Below are 21,615 nucleotides of genomic sequence, written 5' to 3' on the forward strand. Positions count from 1 at the left end.
GTATATTTTTTTAACAAATGGTATTAATTGAAACATAATGATGCGGTGATGTTTCAGTTTTTGTTTTTTTTAACGGTTAAAATAATTAGTGAATAAAAAAGTAATGCATCTATTTAAAAATGAAAAACAATACTACTTTCCATAGCTTTAAATTTGATACTTCTAATTAAAGTCCAAATATAAGCCAATTATATTTGCTTTATCAACAGGAAATCCCTTAATTTTTGTTAAATCCTCAATATTCTTAATATTTCCGTTCATACTCCTGTACGTTACGATTTCCTTAGCCAACGCGTGTCTAAAATAATGAAACTGTGAAAGCTCCCTCAACGAAGCGTTATTGACCTCTATTTTTTTAAATCGTGGTACTGCCAAAACTTTAAAATGCGTTATTAAATTTTCAATTACTTCAGGTGATAATCCCCAAATATCCTGCATTTGTTCCATCGAAACAAATCCTCCTAAAGTTTCTTTTTGTTTCAAAATACGAACAGAAATAGCTTCGCCAATTCCGTAAATTTTGACTAAATCTTCTTTTGTCGCCTGATTGATATCAATAATGATAATTCTTTCTTTTTTAACGAAAGCCTCATTTTGATACGCTTCGTATTCTTTAATTGTACGATTCTGTTTTTTATTATTTATCCAATCCGGAAATTTAAAATAAGGCGAAATCAAATTCAATAAGGAATCGGAGATTTTAGTCACATTTTGAAATTCTTCGGGTGAGTTGACATATTTATTTTCTCTTCTGAAAGCCAGCAAACGATCTATCTCTTGAATTGACATTCCTAATTTATACCCTTTATAATCCGTTATAAAATTCGGGTTGAAAAGGTTTAATTTTGGTTTGCTGTTTTTAGAGTCAATTTTAATGGAATCCATCTCAGTTTGTAGTGAAAGCCATTTTTGTTTTTCAGGATATTCTTTACTCACGGTGCTAAAATCAATAAAGAAATAAATCAGTTGCAAAACGACGATAATTAGAAACAACAAGAAAATACTTGTGCGCTGTTCCTTTGTGAACTTAAAATAAGTTTGAATCATTTTGAAACTCATATTCTGCTGATTTATTTGATCGTTAAAATAATATACCTAAAATTATAAATAAAATTGAGATAAATCACTCTACAAATTAAAAGATTCCAATTGATAATAAATACTTTAGATAAGTCAAATCAAAAAAAAATATACGAAATCAAAAAAAAAAAAGGCAATGCATCACTTTTTGCAACTTAAAATTCAATTATTGTTTTTATTTTTTATAAAAAACAATACATTTGGAGCTTAATAACAAACAAAACCATATAACCCATGTCAATTTGGAAAACTAAACCCCTTTCGGTATTGCTAAATGAAGCATCAGAATCTGAAAAAGGATTAAAAAGAACATTATCGTCAGGCTCTCTTGTCGCACTTGGAGTTGGAGCAATTATTGGAGCAGGATTATTTTCGTTAACAGGAATTGCAGCGGCAGAGCATGCAGGACCGGCGGTAACGCTATCTTTTATATTGGCTGCTATAGGGTGTGCCTTTGCTGGATTATGCTATGCAGAATTTGCCTCTATGATACCTGTTGCAGGTAGTGCATACACTTACTCTTACGCCACTATGGGAGAATTCATGGCGTGGATTATAGGTTGGGATCTAGTCTTAGAATATGCCTTGGGAGCAGCAACTGTGGGTGTTAGTTGGTCACGTTACCTCCTTGAGTTATTAAGCAAATATGGCGTTCATCTTAATCCTAATTTTATTTGTTCTCCGTGGGAAACTTTAACATTAGGTGACGGTACGGTGATTAACGGTGGGTATTTTAACCTTCCCGCAGTGTTAATTGTTTCGCTACTTTCCTTGTTATTAATTAGAGGAACTAAAGAATCAGCATCTATCAATAATGTTTTAGTAATTCTGAAAGTTATAGTTGTTATTATTTTTATAATTGTTGGATGGCAATTTATTGACCCGGCAAATTACGCTCCATACATTCCGCAAAACACAGGAGTTAAAGGGGAGTTTGGATGGTCTGGAATTGCAGCAGGAGCGGGAACCGTATTCTTTGCTTTTATTGGTTTTGATGCTGTTTCAACAGCAGCACAAGAAGCAAAAAATCCTCAAAAAGGAATGCCGATTGGAATCTTAGGATCACTCGTTATATGTACAATCTTGTACGTGCTGTTTGCTCACGTTATGACTGGACTTGTGCCTTATTATAAATTTGCTAACGATGCAAAACCAGCTGCGACTGCTTTTGCTGTAACAGGTTATGATTTTCTTCAAACTGGACTAATTGTTGCTATTTTAGCCGGATATACTTCCGTAATGTTGGTGATGTTGATGGGACAAAGTCGTGTTTTTTACACCATGAGTAATGATGGTTTATTACCCCCTTTCTTTAGTGAAATTCACAAGAAATTCAGAACTCCATGGAAAACAAATCTTTTCTTTATGGTTTTTGTCAGTTTATTTGCCGGTTTAGTTCCCGTAAGTGATTTAGGACACATGGTAAGTATCGGAACCTTATTAGCTTTTGTATTAGTGTGTATTGGTATTTTGGTAATGAGAAAAAAAATGCCAGATGCCCCTAGAGCTTTCAAAACGCCCTTTGTGCCTTATGTACCTGTAGCCGGTGTTTTGGTTTGTCTGTACTTGATGTATTCGCTTCCTTATGAAAGTTGGATCCGATTAGTATTATGGATGGCATTAGGTGTTATTATCTATTTTATTTACGGAAAGAAAAAAAGTAAGTTGAACAATCCTGAGAAGTAGATTGATATCATAAGTAAAAAAGGGATTATAAAGTAAATGAAATACTTTATAATCCCTTTTTTAATTTGAATGCATTTATAAATCAAAAACCGAAGTCCGTTTTGCCCGAATCAAATCCTTTAATCGTATCCAGAAAGCCAGCGTTAAATAAACGGCAAACCACAATCCAGCGGTGGCAAATGATAAATAAATAAAAAAAAGTCGCACACTACTGGCACGCATTCCTAAAGTATCCGCTAAACGGGAGGAAACATGAAAACCGTGTTTTTCAAAAAAAAACTTGAGTTTTATAATCGCTGACATTTTATTAATTATTCGTTATGTGCAAAATTACAAAATTATATAATTGACGCCTTTGCTAAACCACTAATTGTTTTTTCAACAATTCTACCCCAACACCACACTCTAAACATTTACTTTTGCTACAATATTCATTCTTGAGTTGTAGTAATGACTGTGTGTCAAAAGCACTTTTTGAAACAATTCCGAAAGAATTAAACTTATCAATAATAGCATTTTTTTCAGGTGCAACTTCATTTAAGAGACGAATTAAATCATCAGAAATTTCTTTTCCCTGACTTTTTGCAAAAGCGAATTGTAGCGGAATTATGGTATTTATAACAATCAAATCGATGAAAGATTTAGAAAGCGATTTCTTTTTTTTCGGACTTTCTTTATCAAATTGATAATGATTGAGCCAATATTCAGAAGCTGATACCTGAAACAAATTATAACAGCTTTTCAAAGAATTTAACGTGTTGATTCTCGAAAATAAATTCTGTTGGCTATTGTATAAATTAGCCAATTGCGAGAGCCTGATCGTTGGGAAATTATCCGGACGATGCTTAAAAAATTGAACAGGTTCCACATATGGCTTATCGAATTGATATTTATGCAGCAAATAAAAATACCTGAATTTTAAATCCTTAAAATAATTATCTTCCTTTTCAGAATCCAATAATCCAGCAGTTCCAAAAATCAAAGCTTCTAAATTTTCAACCTCAAAACTTTCTTTTCTTATGACAGGAAAAGGAATAGTTTGGGCAATTTTAAAAAAGATTTCACCGTTAGTATTTAATCCGAAATTTTTGGCCAAAAGACAAAACAACAACGCTTCCCAATCGTGATTCGTTTGTTCCAGTAAATCAAATATCAGCTTGGATTTTCTTTCTAAGCGTTCAAAAAATAGACGTTCCTGCCAATTTTTAAACACAAATTCCTCAATTTCCTGAATTTGCTTTTCACAAAAAATCCACGATTTTGGAGCCATTAAAGATTGGTAGTTCTCCACGGTACTTTTATCAACGTATTTCTTCAATTCCAAAACGGGAATTTCAATATTGTTTTTTCTAAAAATTTCCGTATCGTGTTCCCACACCACATGAAGAATCACATTTTTATAGGCTTCATCTCTTTCGTGATGATGCACATACCAGTCTGAAGATTTAAGATGAATTTCTACATTTCCTGCCCATTTTTGATTACCAATAGTTATTTGGGCATTAAAAAAGTCAGGTCCGGCAAGTTCTAAATATTGTCCAACATTGATAATTGTGATTTCCTCCCCATTGAAGGTTTTCAAATTCAAGGTATCAAACTTCTTGAATTTCCACAGATAATGAAGGAAAACTTCTTTCATATTAACCATATTAGATTGAATACTAATGTAGTAAAAAAAGAAATAGCAAATTATTTAAATTAAAAATGAAACATCGATTTCATGTAGAAAACAAATTACATTATGATAATTAGTAAAATAATCGTGATTTTATTTCATCAAATATAATTTGGCGCAAGCCCGAGCATCCGATAAAGCTTCATGGTGATTTAATGCGATATTCATTTCCCGACAGCAATCACTCAATTTGGTTGGTTTTAATCCTTTGGCTCTGTAAATTTTCAAGGTGCATTCCCATCGAGATGCGATATTCAAATCAGCGTAATCTAAATTATAAAGCGCCATTGATTTCGCCAAAACATTCCTATCAAAGTTTTCATTGTGGGCTACTACTACTTTATTTCGAAGTCTTTTTTGAATTTCGGGATACACTTGGGCAAATGATTTTGCATTCACGGTATCGCGAGGATATATACCATGCACTTGAATGGTAAAGGGCGAATATAAATTGTTTGGAGGTTTAATCAAGCTGACAAACTCATCTGTAATTATTCCGTTTTCAACGGTAACAATACCTACGGAACAGGGATGATATTCTATTGCCGTTTCAAAATCTATAGCAGTAAAGGTCAATTTTATTTCAGATTTGGGATTGATTCGCCAGTTCGCCCTCTTGGCTCGTGCAGCAATTTTTATATTAGATCTACAAAAATACTATCAATTATACAAGTTCAACGCATTCGGCAGCTTTCTTTTCATTTCCTCTTGTAAACTTTTAGGTTTTAAAACTTCTACTTCAGCAACAACGTTTACAAATTACAATTTCCTAAAAAATAATATTATTAAACTGCATTAAAAAAAAACCTGCAAGGTTCGAAAAACCTTGCAGGAGTATATATAGCAATAAATCCGTGTTTTAAGCTTATTTTATTGAACCAATAATATCATATTTGGTAATAATATGGTGACTTCCATTTTCTAATTCCACTAAAACAGCTTCATTTTCTTTCGAGAATAATTTAGAAACTTCTTCGATAGGAGTTCCGTGTTTCACTATTGGGAAAGGTTTCCCCATAATTTCCTTAATAGGTTTATCGGCTACATCTTTGTCAGCCACGTAACTTTGAAACAAATCACTTTCATCAACAGAACCTACAAATCCAGTGATATCAATTACCGGAATTTGAGAAATCTTGTATTTACGCATTCTTTCAATAGCATGAGAAACCAACTCTTCAGTACGCACCACAATTAATGGTTTATCGATATGATCCTTAATAACATCTTCGGCCTTTGTGATTTCTTCTTCCAGAAAACCACGTTCCCGCATCCAGTCATCATTAAACATTTTGCCCACATAACGACTTCCTGAATCATGAAAAAGTACCACAACAACATCTTCGGGTTTGAAATGTTCTTTAAGCTGTAACAATCCTTTTATTGCTGCTCCAGCAGAATTCCCAACAAATATTCCTTCTTCAAGCGCAATTTTTCTGGTGTACACTGCAGCATCTTTATCGGTTACTTTTGTAAAGCCATCAATTAATGAAAAGTCAACATTTTTTGGAAGAATGTCTTCTCCAATTCCTTCGGTGATATACGAATAGATTTCATTTTCGTCAAAAATTCCTGTTTCGTGGTATTTTTTAAACACAGAACCATACGTATCAATTCCCCAAATTTTAATACTTGGATTTTTCTCTTTCAAGTATTTTGCCACTCCGGAAATTGTTCCTCCAGTTCCTACACCAACAACAAAATGAGTGATTTTACCACCTGTTTGCTCCCAAATTTCGGGACCCGTTTGCTCATAATGCGCTATTGCATTTGAAGGATTATCGTACTGATTTACATACCAGGAATTAGGAGTTTCTTCTGCTAATCTTCTAGAAACAGAATAATAGGATCTTGGATCAGTAGGTTCTACATCCGTAGGACATACCACAACTTTTGCTCCAACTGCACGAAGAATATCCATTTTCTCTTTGGACTGTTTGTCTGAAATTACACAAATCAGTTTATACCCTTTTATAATAGCTACTAATGCCAATCCCATTCCAGTATTGCCTGAAGTCCCTTCGATGATTGTGCCGCCTGGTTTCAAGCGTCCATCGGCTTCAGCATCTGCAATCATTTTTACGGCCATCCTGTCTTTTACTGAATTTCCAGGATTGAACGTTTCGACTTTTGCAAGTACCAAAGCCTCTACTTCAGCAGTTACTTTATTGAGTTTAACTAAAGGTGTATTGCCGATTGTGCCTAATATATTTTCTGCGTAGCGCATTGTAATATGAATTTAAGATTGTGATTTTGTTGTAAATACTGGTGCAAAGATAGTATTTTGTTATAAAATATTCTTCTTTATGGGATTTTGCGTTCGTGATAACAGCGACATCCTTTACTTGCTTTCTTTAAGCAAGGAAAGATATAGCGGAAAGCACGATAAAACGCCAAAAAAAAACGATATGAAAAATTGTAATTATTAATAAATTAATTGAAGAAGTTCCAAATCAAACCAAATCGAATCGTGAAATCACGCGATGGATTATTGGGTGACGCATAAAAATTGTTACCCATAAGAGCAGAATTAAAATGTTCCGCTTTGAAATAAATTCTTGTTCTTTGAATTTTTGCGTTAATGAAGAAATCAAGATTAGGATGATTTCCGATTTGCTTTTCATTTTGTACAAAAAACTCTCCTATGACCGGATTGTATTCATTGGCATAGTAGCTGGAAAAGTAATTCAACGAGATACCAGTTTGCAGAAATAATGCTTTTTTGAACAAATAATTTGAATAGTAAATGGTATTACGCGTGACAATTTCAGGAACATTCAGAATTGCATCTTGTTGCTGGGTTTTTTGATATAAAATTGTATTGTCCAAAGCAAAGTTTCCAAATTTCAGCTCTCTGCCGATTTTAAGCGACAAATAATTTATGGTTCCGTTATATTGCGCTGGCGCAACAATTTGGGATTTATCCAGCTTTTGCTGGGCAGTCGATGCATCAGTAAAATATAAATGATCTTTCAAAACCGAAAACTGCAGCTCGGCATCAACCCAAGGGGAAATAGCATTTGCTTTGATTGAATTAATTTTTTCATTTTTAAAATCATTCGACCAGTTGTATTGTACAAAACTGCTTTGGTGCAAATTGTAATTATTATTTGGCAGTTTATTTATATTTTGATACTGAAATGCAAGCTGGATTTCATCATTCAGGTCATATCGCACTTTTGTATCCAAATTAGAAAGCGACTGATCAGTTACGGACCTTGAGTATAAAACTTTAGCATTCCACTTATTACGTCGGTATTCATATTGTCCACCTGCACTGTTGATTTCCTGACTAAACGAACTTGGTACCGTATTTTGATTATCAAAGATAAGAATCTTGTTGTAAAAATAATTTGATCTGAAATCATCAACAAAAAACTGAAAAGTCCCTAAAGTGGTGTTTTCATAGATAAGTCCCACTCTGTTGTACATTTTATTATAACGGGTTTGGTCATTAATCCCACTATCTAAAAATGAATTTCCAAAGCGATATACCGTCTCAGAACCAACGGTTGATGGAACTGTTTCCTGATTGTATTCGAAAAACTTATTTTCGTAATTAAATTGGTGTCTCAGGTATAGATTATTATCTCCTTTGTTAGAATTAATTCTTAAATTATGATCCAAAAAAACTCTTTTGCCTTTTAGAAACGATTTAGCGTCATTAAAATAGACTTCAAATCGTTGTCGATTGTTATAGTTTGGATCTTCACTTTCAAAATTTTCAATGGTCGTGATTCCTCCGTTTTCCTCATTTAAAATGTCTTGGAAAGTATAATGGGCTTTTGCAAAATAGCGTTTGTTCTTGGTATTGTAATTGGTGGAAAATCTAAAATTGCCCGTACTGGATAATTGGTTGAGATATTCTCCTTCTGAACGCAAACCTTTATAAGCAATAGAAAAATTAAGATTTTCAGAAGTGTTTAACGTAATAAAAGCATCAACAGACTGTCCTTTTTTTATGGTGGTTTTAAAATATAATTCGGTCACTGGAGTTGCAACTGAATAATAGCGTATTTGATTAGCCTCTAAAAAATTAAAATGTTTTGCTTTAAAACCAAATTCCGGATATGGTGAAAAATCGGTTAAGCTATATTGCAACGTGTTGTAGGTTTGTCCATCATTTGCAAAAGGTAAAAGTCCAAAAATATCTTTTCGCAAATAGTTATGACTGTATTCCTTTTGAATTGTAAGAGAAGTATCGATGTAAGTTGTATCGTTATCTATACTGATTACCTTGTAAAGATCAATAGTGGCTAGTTTATTAACCGCTTTTTTTATCGAATCAGAACTAGTGTATTTATTATTTTTACGTAAGCTATCAATCTCCTTTTTTTGAGAAAATAATAGGATTGGTAATGCTAAAAAATAAAACAAAAATAATATTCTCATTTGGAAGGAATCTTGTTAGTAAATTTAAAAATAACGAAACAAAGGTATAGCATAAATGCCTATAAATAAAAAAACATCCAAGGAAGCGGATGTTTTTGTTATAAAAAAAAGTTACGCTATCTATTTTTTAATGAACTTGATATTGATGGTTTTGTCCGCACTAATAAATTTGACAAAATACATCCCAGAAGTCAAATCAGAAACTTTGATACTGTTTTTTTGATCATATTTAAAAATACGAAGTAATCTTCCCGTTAAATCATAAATTGCAATGTCAGAAAGATCGAAAGACGATGGTAAATCAAAAGAAAGATTTTCTTGAACAGGATTAGGATAAAATTTAATAAGATCGTTCTTGTCAAAATCTAAAGAAGATAAAGAAGTATTATCAAAACCACCGGCAATAAGAGTAAAATCTTGAGTTCCTGATAATAAAGCACCTTTGTTTGTTACTTGGATTGTATATGTTCCTGCTGGTGCATTTTCAATAAAGACTTTCTCTATGTTATCAACATTATTATCAGAACTTTGAGTAGCAGCACTGTTTAAAGAAGTAGGATCCAATTTCCAAGGAAAATAAATAGTACCAGATTCATTTATAATTTTAAGATCTAAATTATTGACTAAGTTAGTTGTTCTGTTATCTTCTGTGATTGGTGTAACAACAGCACCCAAAGCAACAGGATCAGTCCAAGCTATAGAAACATTTAAAGCCCTTGGAGAAGAAATTGTGATCTGTTTAGTGAAAACAACTTTGTCTGTTAAACTCGTTTCTAAAATTAATGAAGTCTTTCCGTTTGAACTAATCAATTTAGCAGCTTCTTCTCCATTGGCCAGACCCCATCCGTATGAATAATCAGGTCCCATTGAAAACCCTGCTTCATCTGCGGTATGACACAACAAACCACGAGCGGTTGCAGCTTTCATAAATGTGGCATTCAAATTATTATAATGCTGCTGCAGTAACACAATTAAGCCTGTGATTGCGGGAGCGGCCATTGAAGTACCACTTAACGTTTCATAGGTATTATCATTTGGTCCGTTGCACGAATATACTCCTACTCCTTTAGCACTGATGTCTGGCTTAATCCTGCCATCATCAGTAGGGCCGTAATTACTAAACGAACTCATTGTCACGCTCCCTGGACCTGTATAATTTAAAACTGAATTAACAGCCGCAACGACAATTGTATTTTTAGATATGGTGGCTCCTGTAAGCATATCGAAACCACCTTTAGCATTTATTTGTGGGTGGTCACTATTTCGCGAATTACCTGCTGCAACAACAATTTGATAGTACGGAAAAACCTCTGAAATTTTATCAAAATCAGACGAGGTTTGATCATAATAACCAAATCTGGCACTTGCGAAAGAATTTGAAATACTATAACCATATGAGTGATTTGAGACTAAATACCCCTCACCACCAAAACTTGTCATTTCTTCAACATCACTATCCCAAAAAAAAGTTTTTGCTTTTGCTTGATATGCTAGACCTCTAGCTCTAGCAACAACACCTGATCCAATTATGGTACCAGTCACATGCGTAGAATGAGCGCTAGGAGATACTGCTCCGTCACCAAAAGAAACCTTTGACCCAGACAACTCCTGATGTGTTCCCCTAACTTTCCCGCCATCCCAAACTCCAGCAGTAATGCCATTACCAGTTAAATTAAGACCTAAAACACCGTTAGGTTGCAATGAATTTGCTCGAATGGTAGCAGCAGAAGCGTCATTTTCAATTGTGTAAAAAATAGGTACACCATCATAAATACGCTGGAGCGAACTTGTTTCCGAACCTAGCAACCTATACTGAAGCTTATAATTGTGAACTTTCCTTTTTTGCTCCTTTTGTGCTTCTGATAATTTAACAATAAAACTATTGATTTTTTCATTGTCATAGGACTGTGTAATTTTCTTTCGTTCTTCTATGGTCTGTGCAATAGAAATTTGAAAAATCAGTATGCAAAATAATATTTTTTTCATTTATAAAAATTAAGTATTGACTTTAGTATACTATTATTTATTAAAAAACTTGAAACAAAAAACCTCCCAAATGGTTAAAAAAGGGAGGTTGTTTGAAAATACTAGATTTATAAATTAGTATCCAGGATTTTGCTGTAAATTACTATTCAAATCTCTTTGAAATTGGGGAATAGGAAGTTGCCATTTGAAACTACCTGCCGGAATTGTTAGAGCAGTAGCTTCAACTTTAGTTCCGAGACCACTAGCATAATCACCCTCCACAGCATTTCTCACCATTGCTGAACCTAATCTTTTCAATGTAAAGAAACGATCCATTTCAAAAGCTAGCTCTAATCTGCGTTCCAACAAAATAGAATTTAATAACGCAGCTCCAGATTCATTTCCAGAAACGAAAGCCGAATATCTTTGCGCTCTTACTGCATCAAGGAATGCTAAACCTCCACCATTGATTCGGTACTGAGCTTCAGCCATATTTAAATACACTTCCTCTACACGCAACACTTTTATATCAACAATAGCTGGATTACCAGTTAAACGACTAAGATATTTGATAACGTGATTATAAGGTATCCCATTAAAAGGACTTGTAGAGATGTATGCAGCCTTTCTAATATCGGTTGTTTGGAACAAATCAGAAAAACTCTTAGGCACAACAAACTCAGAACGAACACCACTTGCAACTGTCTGGTTATATACAACACCAGGAGTTACGCCATCTACTTGATCAATTCTAAGTTTAAACAAAACACCGGAAGAGTTTACATCTTTCCACAAATTTACAAAATTAGCTCTTGGACAAACTGTATTTCCCGCTATAGCAAGATTTCCATATTGAATAACCTTAGGAAAATCACCTAAATAAAGATAAACTCGAGATAACAAAGCATAGACAGCCGACTTTGATGCTTTTCCAGAAGCAATCGCATTAGTTGTACCAATTTTATCAGCAGCTATAAGTAAATCATCTACTACTTTTTTATAAGTAGCTTCTACAGTTGGCCTTGATGGTTTAGAAAAAGGTTCAACAACATCTAAGTAATACATCCCTAAAGAAGCGTTAGCATCAGGTGCCTGAGTAGGAATTTTAGAATAAATCCTAACCAAATCAAAATTATTTAATGCTCTAATAAAACGAGCCTGTCCTTCTATATTATCTCTAACAGCATTTTGAGGAATGATATTAATATTATCAATCACTCTAGTTGCAGTTTCGGCAGCTCTGTAGGCACTAATATAATAATTAAAATGAGAACTATTTGGCACTGAAAGCAATCTGAAACCATCTGCATTAGACTGACGTCCTTCTACTTTAAGGATTAGATTATCAGTCATCACTTCAGAATCGATAACAAACTCAGAGCCGTAACCTCCGTCACCTCCATTTTTTATCATGTAGCTGTAAGCTCCGGTTAACATATTCTCAAAATCAGCAGCGTTACGTAAAACAATGGACTCACTGATGGCATTGTAAGGTGCGAATGTGATATCTTCATCGTCGCATGAATTTAATGCGAAAGACAAAGCAACAAGGTAAATTATTTTTTTCATAATTATTTTAATTATAAATTAATTGATACTCCAAAAAGGAATGTTTGAACATTAGGATAAGAATACAATGCAAATTGTCCAGGAACTAATAAACCTGTTTGACTCTCTGCACTACCTATTCCTACTTCAGGATCTCCATTGAACTTAGACCAAGTGAATAAATTTTGCATCTGAGTGTAAATTCTAAACTCATCTAATGGTAAATTAGGGAACGCTTTCTTTGTAAATTTATAGCCAATATTTAGATTTCTAAATCTAATATAACTTGCATCCTCTAGAAAACGATCTGATTCAAGATTAGAATTTATACCTGACAATTGTCTTGGTGCAGGTAAAGAAGCTGTAGTATTAGTTGCAGTCCAATAATCAAAAGCAGCAACAGCCTGATTTCTATTTGGTGCAGCACCATCAGCAACCATATTTTGCCACATGTAATTGTACGTGTAGTTACCTTGTTTAAATACAAAGTCAGTTGAGATGTCAAAACCTTTGTAAGCAAATTGCATTCCAAAACCACCTTCATATTTTGCATAAGGGGTTTTACCAGTAAAAGCTCTGTCACCAGCACTATAAACGTCCGTTACAGTACCATCTAACTTTGTATACGTTGCACGACCATTTGTAGGATTGACACCTGCATAAGGTACAAGAAAGAAATCATCTGGTGAACGACCCACTTTATTCCATGTTAAACCTCTTGAAAGTTGATTATTAGGATCCCCAGGACGGTTTAATTCATTAATTTGTCTATCAAAAACAGCTGCATTAACATAAAAAGACAAAGTTGTATTTTCGTTTTTTATAGCAAATGCTTTCAATTCAACTTCGGCTCCTTTTGAAGTCCAGTCCCCTGCATTAATAAGTGTTGAAAAAGCTGTCCCTACAGTCGTATTATCACTGTAGATGAAATCATTTCTTTTATCTTGAAATATTGAGCTTGAGAATGTCAACCAATTATTAAAAGCAGCAGCTTCAATACCAACTTCATATTTCTCTGCTTTTTCAAACTTTAAATTATTATTTCCAACTGTACTTCCTGTTAAAACAGTTCCTATATTACCTCCATATTGACTGGTACTAAATAAACTTTGAGCTGTATAACTTCCTATACCATTAGTTGAATTTAGCTCTCCGTAAGAGGCTCTCAATTTTAAATTGTTTAGCCAAGTAACATTACTCATGAATGATTCTCTAGTAACATTCCATCCTACAGAAGCTCCTTTTGCAAATTCATATTTATTGTTACTTCCCAGTACAGATGAACCATCTCGTCTACCATACAACGAAACTAAATACTTACCATCAAAATCATAATCAACATTTGCAAACATACTTACTGTAGCATTTTCAGTTCTTCCAGTGAAAGGAACGCCAACTACTGCAGTACCTGCTGTAGGCAAATCTCCGTTTACATATCCTTTTCTAGTTAATGAGTATGATCTAAAATTTGACTTAAAATACTCATACATTACAGTAGACTCAAAGTTATGCTTATTATTGATACTGTATTTGTAACTCAAACTATTTGTCAACTGATATTCTAATGAATCCCAACCGTTATCAGTTTTTTGACCTCTAGCTGTAGGATCACCCACAATTAAATCTAAGAATGACGAAGGCTTAATAAAAGATTCACGTTGGTATCTTTCATAATTCATATTCATCTGAGTCTTGAATTTTAAATCTTTTATAATTCCTAATTCAACATACGGACGACCATACAACCTAAAGAAACGACGTTGCTCAGTATTATTAACTATTGCTTCTTGAATAGGAAAACCAGCAAGTAAACTTGTATTGTAAACCGGGTTTCCTAAAATATCATTAACTACATTTCCATTAACATCTCTGGCAAAAAAAGGCTCGTAAGGATTGTAATCATACATTGCTCTAATAGGGCTTTGTGCATTATTACGGTCTCTTGAATCATTAAATTTCTCATAAGAACCACCAATATTAAAACCAATTTTAACATTAGGATTTGCAGTATATTCACTATTATACCTAGCGGTAATTCTATTAAAACCCTTCAGTTTATCAATAATTCCTGAATCTTCAGTGTAACCAACAGACATAAAATTAGTAAACTGTTCATTACCACCTGAGTAAGAAAGATTACTATTTTGAATAAATCCTTTTCTTAGCAAATCATCTTGCCAATTGTGATCGTATGACCTTAGTAATGCCACTTGAGCAGGTGTTTTACCAATAGACCCTCCTTGACCAATTAATCCTTCATATCGGATTTTTTCATCTGCATTCATCATGTCAAATGGATCCGCGATTTTTTGAGTAAAACCAAGAGAATTATTAAATTGGAATTTAGCTTTTGCATTTTTACCTTTCTTAGTAGTAATTACAACAACTCCATTTCCACCACGAACTCCATAGATAGCAGCAGAAGCACCATCTTTCAGAATCGAAACAGATTCAACGTCATTTGAACTTAAAGCGGAAGCTTCAGCCCCACTCACAAAAGCACCATCCACTACATAAATAGCCTCAGCTGTACCACCTGTAATACTGACAGCTCCACGCACAGTTACAAAGGCAGCAGCACCCGGTTTTCCATTAGCGGCAGTTACTTGTACTCCAGCTGCTTGACCTTGCAAGGCATTTTGAATAGTTAAGGCAGGAGACTGCTTAGCAATTTCGTCTGCTGAAACCGTTGAAATAGAAGATGATAATTTTCTTGAATCTCTAGAATAATATCCTAAATTTGTTTGAACAATTACCTCATTCAAACTTACTCCATCTTGCATAGCAACATTTAAATTGTTTGACGAACCAACTGTTTTTGAAGTTTCAGTCATTCCAACAAAAGAAAAAACTAATACGTCTCCAGTTTTTGCTCTGATAGAATATTTTCCATCTAAATCTGTTTGAACTCCTGCCTTGGAACCTTTTACCGAAACATTCACACCAGGTAAAGGGCCCGTTGCATCAGAAACTACTCCAGATACCGTTTTCTCCTGAGCAAACGATAACTGCATCGATAACGCTAAAAATAGCGTGATAATCCATTTGTACTTTGATCTCATATTAATTTATTAAATTAGTTATTCGACAAAAATCATAATAATTTCTTAAAGAAACAAATTTATTTTACAAATAACGAAACGAACATTTGTTAAAGTTTCTACTCAAAATAATAGATTACCTCATTATTTTTTGACATTTACTACATATTATGTGCTTATAAGACTTCTCAAAGCTATATTTTTGTCAAAATTAATTTAATGTTAAGCCCCTTCTTTTTAACACCACATTTAGAAACAGGAACTGACGAAATAGGTCGTGGTTGCCTTGCTGGGCCTGTTACTGCAGCCGCCGTAATATTACCATCTGATTTCCATAATGAGTTTTTAAATGACAGCAAGCAGTTATCTGAAAAAGTTAGAGAAAAATTAAGACCTATTATAGAACAGCAGTGTATTTCATTTGCGGTAAAACATTTAGAGCCTTTAATTATTGATGAAATCAATATTTTAAACGCATCTATAAAAGCGATGCAGGAAAGCATTTTAAAATTAGATCCAAAACCCGTTCACATTATAGTAAACGGAAACAGTCCATTCATACCCAAAGGCGGAATTAAAAACCGTGGAGGAAAAATTTTCACTGATGCGGAAATTGAAATCCTAAATTCAATTCCAAATACCAGCATCATAAAGGGAGATTCAAAATTTATGAGTATTGCCGCCGCTTCAGTATTAGCTAAGACTTACAGAGATGAGTATATGAACCGGATACATGAAGAATTCCCGATGTATAATTGGAAACAAAATAAAGGTTACCCTACCAAAGAACACCGTGAAGCAATTCGGAAATTTGGGACCACTAAATACCACCGAATGACATTTCGATTGTTACCGGAACAATTAAAATTAGAAATTTAAATTTTTGATTGCTGTTTAACGATTTCAGATTTCTAAAAAGTCGCTTCAAAAAGAATGGAGAAATGTTTCAGGATTTTTTCTTTCACTTCTGTTTCATTTACTCTTTCAACGCCAAGTTCTACGTTTAATGAGGTTACGGCTTTGCCACGAATCCCGCACGGAATAATATTGTCAAAATAACCCAAATCAGCATTCACGTTTAGCGCAAATCGATGCATCGTTACCAAACGGGACGCGCGAACGCCCATAGCGCAAATTTTTCTGGCAAATGGAGTTCCTGCACCCAACCAGACTCCGGTTTCGCCTGTCCCGCAGAAATAAAAATTCATCAGGTAGATCGTAGATTTCTCACTAAGCTTATAAAAACCAACGAACTGCCATGTTACTTCTTAAAAACAATTCTGAACGACTTTTAAATCATTATTTAAAAAAGTGAAAGAACAATTAAAATCTATAATTAAAAAGTTAGCCCTTGCTTTTGTAATCATGAAATTTTTATATAAAAAAAATAGCTGCAAGAATAATTTCTTACAGCTATTTAAAGCAAATCGATTTCTAAATTTTAAATTTAGTAACCAGGATTTTGTTGTGCTCTTAACGTTGGATTTGAATCCAATTCTAATTGCGGTATAGGCCATAAAAACTTAAAGTTGTCATAAGGAATAGCATTAACCCCTAAAGCACCTGAATAAGGAGTTCCTAATGAGTATGCAGTTAAAGCAGTTGGACCACTAGAAAAACCTCCGTTTGCAGCTTTTGCAGGAACTCCTGAAATAGGGAAAAACGGATCATTTTGCAATCTATGGATGTCAGCCCAGCGACGTCCTTCCATAAGAAACTCTATTCTTCTTTCTTTTAAAATAGCTCCCAGTAATTGAACATTTGAAGAAAAACTAACCGCTGTATACGCTTGTATTGCAGGATTTGCTAAAGATCTATTTCTAACAGAGTTCAATCTTGCTAAACCATTAACCACATCATTATTTCTTGCATAAGCTTCAGCCATATTCAAAGCTACTTCAGCATATCTAATAATTGGTGCCGCATCTGTTTTGTTCACACCATCTTTGTATTTTTTGGTGAATTTAGAATTAGGATAGTAGCTTCCAACACCCGTTATAACCATAGTTCCCTCAGCTCTTCTTTTATCATCTGATAACCAACTTGGATCTCTCCAAATAATTGGACTAATAGCTACTAAACCACGACCATTAGAGGCCGCTGGAATTGGCGGATGGTACATGTTTGCCAAAGCACCATTGGCACCAGGATTATTTGTAGCCCCATTTGCAATAGAGAAAATAGATTCCGTATTAGAACTATTACTAGCAAAAGGAGTATCAGGATTTGCAGTAACAGAATAAAGACCATTCAATTTTGTACCCTCTACGATTACACCATTCCAATTACGCATGTGCAAATGAACTCTTGTTTTGTAAGCTATAGCAGCTTCTTTAGTAATTCTTTCAATTTTTGCAGCGCCAGCTCTAGCATTTTTTGAAAAAAGTAAGGTCTCAGCGTCATTCAAATCTTTAAGAATTTTAGTATAACATTCCGCAACAGTATTTCTACCTTGAGCTAAACCAAGCTCAATATTTGCTGGAGTATTGTAAGGCATCTCTCTGTAAGGAACACCCAAACTAGCTCCATTGTTATCTTGAAAAGGTCTTGCGAAATAAATCAATAATTCATTGTGCGCAATCGCTCTGAAAAACTTTGCTTGCCCAAGGTAGTCATTAGCGACTTCTTGAGTAATAACGCCACTTGCCGCAGCTTTTTCTACACCTTCAATAACAATATTTGTTCTATTAATCAAACGGTAAGCATCTGCCCAATAGTATACATTGTTAGCCGTAGTTGGATCATATGTTCCTGTGTAAGTTAATTGATAAAATGCAGCTAAATTAACCACATCTTCACCTCTATTATCACCTTGTTGAACATAAGCAGCTCCAAAAACATACCCTCTCGCTCCAGCACCATTGTAGTTACCCAATTGAGCACCATTATACATACCTGTTACGGAAAGATCAATTAATGCAGGAGTTTTAAAAGCAACATCTTCTGAAATACTGTTAAAAGGACTTAACTCTATGGTACTTTCCTCACTACATGAAGTAAATAAAAGTGAGACCATCATTAATGGAACTGCTATTTTAGAGCTCCATGAGGATAAAAATTTATTTTTATTTTTCATTTTTTTCGTTTTAAAATTAAAAACCTACATTAAGACCAAGAGTAAATATTCTAGACCTTGGAGTACCATTTAAATCAATACCTGTAATTTCCATCTCTGGATCTAAACCTTTATAGTCTGTAATAATTAATAAGTTTTGACCCTGCACAAAAAGTCTAAATTTATCTACTCCAATTTTTTCCAAAACTGTTCTTGGTAAATTATAACCTAAAGTTACGTTATCCAGTTTGATATAATCACCATCCTCTACAAAACGAGTAGATGCTTGATTCAAATTGATAAAAGTTTCTCTGTCGTCTCTCATTCTTGGAGTCCATCCATCACCAGGAATAGCGGCACTTTGCCATCTTCCTAATATTTCAGTACTATTATTATTGAAATTCATAGTCAATGCATCACGTCTTGTTGAATTGTGAATTTTATTACCTCCACTGAAACGGAACATAAAACCTAAATCAAAATCTTTATATCTCATGTTAGAATTAAACGCTCCAAAATAAGTAGGAAGTACATTTCCTAAAACACTTTTATCAGATGTACTCAAAGAAGAAGCTACAGATATATCCCCAGGATTGCTTGGATTAAAAACTCTATACGCTTGAGTATCTATATTTCCTTGAACTAATGAACCATCCGCTTTATAATAAACTGGGTTACCGTTAGCAGGATTTACTCCCCAATATTTAAAACCATACAAAGCATAAGGCGATTCACCTTCTCTCAATATATTGTTACCTGTATTAAAGTTATCTGCATCAACATAATTAATGTCTTGGCCGTTCACTAAAGTATTCACTGTACTTTTTACTAACGATAAATTAGCAGTTAATGTCCAATCAAAGTTTTCCGATTTCATAGCTGAAGCTTCAACTGATATTTCATGACCTGAATTTTTTAAAGAACCTATATTCTTTGAAATTGAATTATTTGGAACACCCAAAGACAAAGGCTGAGGCACAGCTAAGATTAACCCGTTTTGGTTATTAATGAAATAATCATAAGTAAATTTCAAACGATTATCAAAAAAAGCTAAATCCAAACCATAATCAAATTTCTCTGAAGTCTCCCATTTTAATTCATTATTCCCTGCTTGAGAATAACCAATTCCATTGTATTCTGCATATTTAGAGTTATTATACAAACCTAAATATGGATAATTTCCAATACTTACATTCCCAACTTCCGCATAAGAAGCTCTTAATTTAAATTCAGAAATAACATTTTCTAATGGCGCCATGAAAGACTCTTTGTTTATACTCCAACCTGCAGAAGCACCTGGGAAAGTTCCCCATTTGTTAGCCGTTGGCAATGAAGAAAGTCCGTCTGTACGAATAGAACCCTGAAGGAAATATTTTTCTTTATAGTTATACGTTAATCTACCTGCGTAAGAAATGATTCCGTTTTCAGATATTCCTCCTCCAGAAACTTGCGTAGCATAAGAACCAGTAATTAATCCTTGATTAAAGAAAGTATCAGATAAACCATTACCTCCTCCAAAGAAAGTATTCACTCTTTCTTTTTGTACTTCATAGATTGCTGTAGCACCTAAATTGTGTGCTTCACCAAACGTCTTGTTGTATGACAAAATATTTTGCACATTCCAACGGGTGAAGTTTGAAAAATTATTTCTAACTGATCCAGCCACACCTGCACCGTCTCCATTAATTGGATTTAAGTATTGAAAACCTTCAGTTCCAATGGCATCCACACTTCCTTGAGTTTTAAAATTTAAACTAGGTAAAATTTTAAAATCAGCAAACAGACTCACTAAAGATCTATCCACTTTTGATCTGAAAATATTGTTATCCAAAACATAAACAATGTTTGGTAAATTATTGCCAATAACTGATAAGTTTGCTCCTTGACCTACACTTCCACCAGCAATATTATAACCGGTCGGGTGAGTAGCGTCATATATTGGAGTGTTAGGTAATTGACGCATTGCATTAAACATTAACCCTGATAATGAGTTAGCACCTGTATTCAAACCATCATTTTGTGTTCTTGACAAAGCCATATTGACACCAACATTCAACCAACTTTTAACTTTTTGGTCAACATTAGCTCTTACATTATATCTCGTTTGACTATTTGCTTTAGCAATACCCTCTTGATCATTGTAACCCGTTGAAAAATAATAATTTGTCTTTTCTGTTGAACCAGAAAGTGATAAATTATGATCTGTTTGAAAAGCATTAGAACGTAGTACCGCTTTTTGCCAATCTGTATTAAATGCAGTTCCAGCTGCCCACGGTGAAGCTGCTCTGTTTGATCTTTTTTCGTTTTGAATTGTGATGAAATCATTTGTTCCTAACAAATCTAAGAAATCAATTGGCGAAGCAACTCCAGTGTAAGTATTATAATTTACTCTAAACTTGCCACCTTTTCCTTTTTTTGTTGTAATTAATATTACACCATTAGAAGCTCTAGAACCATAAATAGCGGTTGCAGATCCATCTTTTAAAATTTCTGTAGACTCAATATCCGCTGGATTGATGTCTCCTAAACCATTAGTATTTGCATATCCACCAACATCTCCTGTGAAAATAGGCACACCATCCACTACAACTAAAGGATAGCTTCCAGATGAAATTGAACCAATTCCTCTAATCCTAATTCTAGGAGCCTGACCTAGCACACCTGAATTAGAAGTAATTTGAACACCCGCAGCTCTACCAGCCAATTGTGATTCGAAACTAGGAGTAGCCAAGCTTGCTATAGATTCTCCTTTTATTTGTGATATTGAACCGGTAAGATTCTTTTTCTTTTGAGTACCATAACCTACAACGACAACTTCCTCTAATGTATTTCCTTCTTGCTCCATTCTAATACTAACGGTCGAAGAAGCACCAACATTTGCTGTTGTTTCTTTCATACCTACAAAAGAAAATACTAAAACTTCACCTGAACTTGCTTTTATAGAATATTTACCATCAAAATCTGTTTGCGCACTTCTATTTGTACCTTTAACAACAATGTTTGCTCCTGGAATAGGTCCGGTAGAGTCTGAAACTGCACCTGTAACCGTTTTCTCTTGTGCAAACACAAATTGCATTGACAACGCCAACAGCAACGAAAAAATCCATTTGAATTTTGATCTCATATTAATTTGTTTTGAATTAGTTATTTGGCAAAAATCATAATAATTTCTT

Annotated in this window: 13 protein-coding genes and 1 pseudogene; 2 read left to right on the forward strand and 12 right to left on the reverse strand. The window is 34.0% G+C overall.

Annotated features, from left to right (window positions below; translation table 11 throughout):
• Positions 1-162: 162 nt before the first annotated feature.
• Positions 163-1,059 (reverse strand): helix-hairpin-helix domain-containing protein, encoded by an 897-nt coding sequence (locus ACP7AT_RS09270; RefSeq protein WP_426064050.1) that lies wholly within the window; start codon positions 1,057-1,059, stop codon positions 163-165.
• Between the two features lie 255 nt (positions 1,060-1,314).
• On the opposite strand from ACP7AT_RS09270, the gene ACP7AT_RS09275 reads away from it, so the two are divergent.
• Positions 1,315-2,766, forward strand: a complete 1,452-nt coding sequence (locus ACP7AT_RS09275; RefSeq protein ID WP_426064051.1) for an amino acid permease — start codon at positions 1,315-1,317, stop codon at positions 2,764-2,766.
• A gap of 75 nt (positions 2,767-2,841) precedes the next feature.
• Here the strand turns inward: ACP7AT_RS09275 and ACP7AT_RS09280 are convergent, their stop codons facing one another.
• The 8 genes from ACP7AT_RS09280 to ACP7AT_RS09315 all read right to left on the reverse strand — a co-directional run bounded on the left by ACP7AT_RS09280 (position 2,842) and on the right by ACP7AT_RS09315 (position 15,408).
• A complete protein-coding gene (locus tag ACP7AT_RS09280; protein WP_091202338.1) occupies positions 2,842-3,069 on the reverse strand; it encodes a PspC family transcriptional regulator in 228 nt (75 codons plus the stop codon).
• 55 nt (positions 3,070-3,124) lie between these two features.
• Positions 3,125-4,405 (reverse strand): DUF2851 family protein, encoded by a 1,281-nt coding sequence (locus tag ACP7AT_RS09285; RefSeq protein ID WP_426064052.1) that lies wholly within the window; start codon positions 4,403-4,405, stop codon positions 3,125-3,127.
• Between the two features lie 129 nt (positions 4,406-4,534).
• Complete coding sequence (locus ACP7AT_RS09290) at positions 4,535-5,017, reverse strand: 3'-5' exonuclease (RefSeq protein WP_426064053.1); 483 nt, start codon at positions 5,015-5,017, stop codon at positions 4,535-4,537.
• 289 nt (positions 5,018-5,306) lie between these two features.
• Entirely contained in the window at positions 5,307-6,668 is a 1,362-nt protein-coding gene (locus tag ACP7AT_RS09295) for a pyridoxal-phosphate dependent enzyme (protein ID WP_426064054.1), read from the reverse strand.
• A 206-nt stretch (positions 6,669-6,874) separates the two neighbouring features.
• The gene (locus ACP7AT_RS09300) at positions 6,875-8,833 is read right to left on the reverse strand and encodes a putative porin (RefSeq protein ID WP_426064055.1); all 1,959 of its coding nucleotides are present in this window, start codon (positions 8,831-8,833) and stop codon (positions 6,875-6,877) included.
• A gap of 120 nt (positions 8,834-8,953) precedes the next feature.
• Positions 8,954-10,819 (reverse strand): S8 family serine peptidase, encoded by a 1,866-nt coding sequence (locus ACP7AT_RS09305; RefSeq protein ID WP_426064056.1) that lies wholly within the window; start codon positions 10,817-10,819, stop codon positions 8,954-8,956.
• A 114-nt stretch (positions 10,820-10,933) separates the two neighbouring features.
• Positions 10,934-12,367: a RagB/SusD family nutrient uptake outer membrane protein gene (locus tag ACP7AT_RS09310; RefSeq protein ID WP_426064057.1), complete on the reverse strand. Its 1,434-nt coding sequence runs from the start codon at positions 12,365-12,367 to the stop codon at positions 10,934-10,936.
• Positions 12,368-12,378: 11 nt separating this feature from the next.
• A complete protein-coding gene (locus tag ACP7AT_RS09315) occupies positions 12,379-15,408 on the reverse strand; it encodes a SusC/RagA family TonB-linked outer membrane protein (protein WP_426064058.1) in 3,030 nt (1,009 codons plus the stop codon).
• 198 nt (positions 15,409-15,606) lie between these two features.
• Here ACP7AT_RS09315 and ACP7AT_RS09320 point away from each other — a divergent pair, with 198 nt between their 5' ends.
• Entirely contained in the window at positions 15,607-16,266 is a 660-nt protein-coding gene (locus ACP7AT_RS09320; RefSeq protein WP_426064059.1) for a ribonuclease HII, read from the forward strand.
• Between the two features lie 32 nt (positions 16,267-16,298).
• Here the strand turns inward: ACP7AT_RS09320 and ACP7AT_RS09325 are convergent.
• The 3 genes and pseudogenes from ACP7AT_RS09325 to ACP7AT_RS09335 form a co-directional block, all read right to left on the reverse strand.
• A pseudogene (locus ACP7AT_RS09325) lies at positions 16,299-16,574 on the reverse strand (lipoyl protein ligase domain-containing protein); the annotation flags it as partial.
• A gap of 260 nt (positions 16,575-16,834) precedes the next feature.
• Positions 16,835-18,463, reverse strand: coding sequence for a RagB/SusD family nutrient uptake outer membrane protein (locus tag ACP7AT_RS09330; RefSeq protein ID WP_426064060.1), 1,629 nt, complete (start codon positions 18,461-18,463; stop codon positions 16,835-16,837).
• Between the two features lie 16 nt (positions 18,464-18,479).
• Positions 18,480-21,566, reverse strand: coding sequence for a SusC/RagA family TonB-linked outer membrane protein (locus tag ACP7AT_RS09335; RefSeq protein ID WP_426064061.1), 3,087 nt, complete (start codon positions 21,564-21,566; stop codon positions 18,480-18,482).
• Positions 21,567-21,615: the final 49 nt, after the last annotated feature.

The sequence above is a fragment of the Flavobacterium sp. DSP2-3-1 genome, assembly GCF_049896865.1.
Lineage (GTDB): Bacteria > Bacteroidota > Bacteroidia > Flavobacteriales > Flavobacteriaceae > Flavobacterium.

What these genes read in the sequence shown, in the direction of transcription:
- ACP7AT_RS09310 (WP_426064057.1), bottom strand. Translation starts at nt 12,367, where the DNA reads ATGAAAAAAATAATTTACCTTGTTGCTTTGTCTTTCGCATTAAATTCA.
- ACP7AT_RS09295 (WP_426064054.1), bottom strand. Translation starts at nt 6,668, where the DNA reads ATGCGCTACGCAGAAAATATATTAGGCACAATCGGCAATACACCTTTA.
- ACP7AT_RS09300 (WP_426064055.1), bottom strand. Translation starts at nt 8,833, where the DNA reads ATGAGAATATTATTTTTGTTTTATTTTTTAGCATTACCAATCCTATTA.
- ACP7AT_RS09280 (WP_091202338.1), bottom strand. Translation starts at nt 3,069, where the DNA reads ATGTCAGCGATTATAAAACTCAAGTTTTTTTTTGAAAAACACGGTTTT.
- ACP7AT_RS09285 (WP_426064052.1), bottom strand. Translation starts at nt 4,405, where the DNA reads ATGAAAGAAGTTTTCCTTCATTATCTGTGGAAATTCAAGAAGTTTGAT.
- ACP7AT_RS09330 (WP_426064060.1), bottom strand. Translation starts at nt 18,463, where the DNA reads ATGAAAAATAAAAATAAATTTTTATCCTCATGGAGCTCTAAAATAGCA.
- ACP7AT_RS09335 (WP_426064061.1), bottom strand. Translation starts at nt 21,566, where the DNA reads ATGAGATCAAAATTCAAATGGATTTTTTCGTTGCTGTTGGCGTTGTCA.
- ACP7AT_RS09275 (WP_426064051.1), top strand. Translation starts at nt 1,315, where the DNA reads ATGTCAATTTGGAAAACTAAACCCCTTTCGGTATTGCTAAATGAAGCA.
- ACP7AT_RS09305 (WP_426064056.1), bottom strand. Translation starts at nt 10,819, where the DNA reads ATGAAAAAAATATTATTTTGCATACTGATTTTTCAAATTTCTATTGCA.
- ACP7AT_RS09320 (WP_426064059.1), top strand. Translation starts at nt 15,607, where the DNA reads ATGTTAAGCCCCTTCTTTTTAACACCACATTTAGAAACAGGAACTGAC.
- ACP7AT_RS09270 (WP_426064050.1), bottom strand. Translation starts at nt 1,059, where the DNA reads ATGAGTTTCAAAATGATTCAAACTTATTTTAAGTTCACAAAGGAACAG.
- ACP7AT_RS09315 (WP_426064058.1), bottom strand. Translation starts at nt 15,408, where the DNA reads ATGAGATCAAAGTACAAATGGATTATCACGCTATTTTTAGCGTTATCG.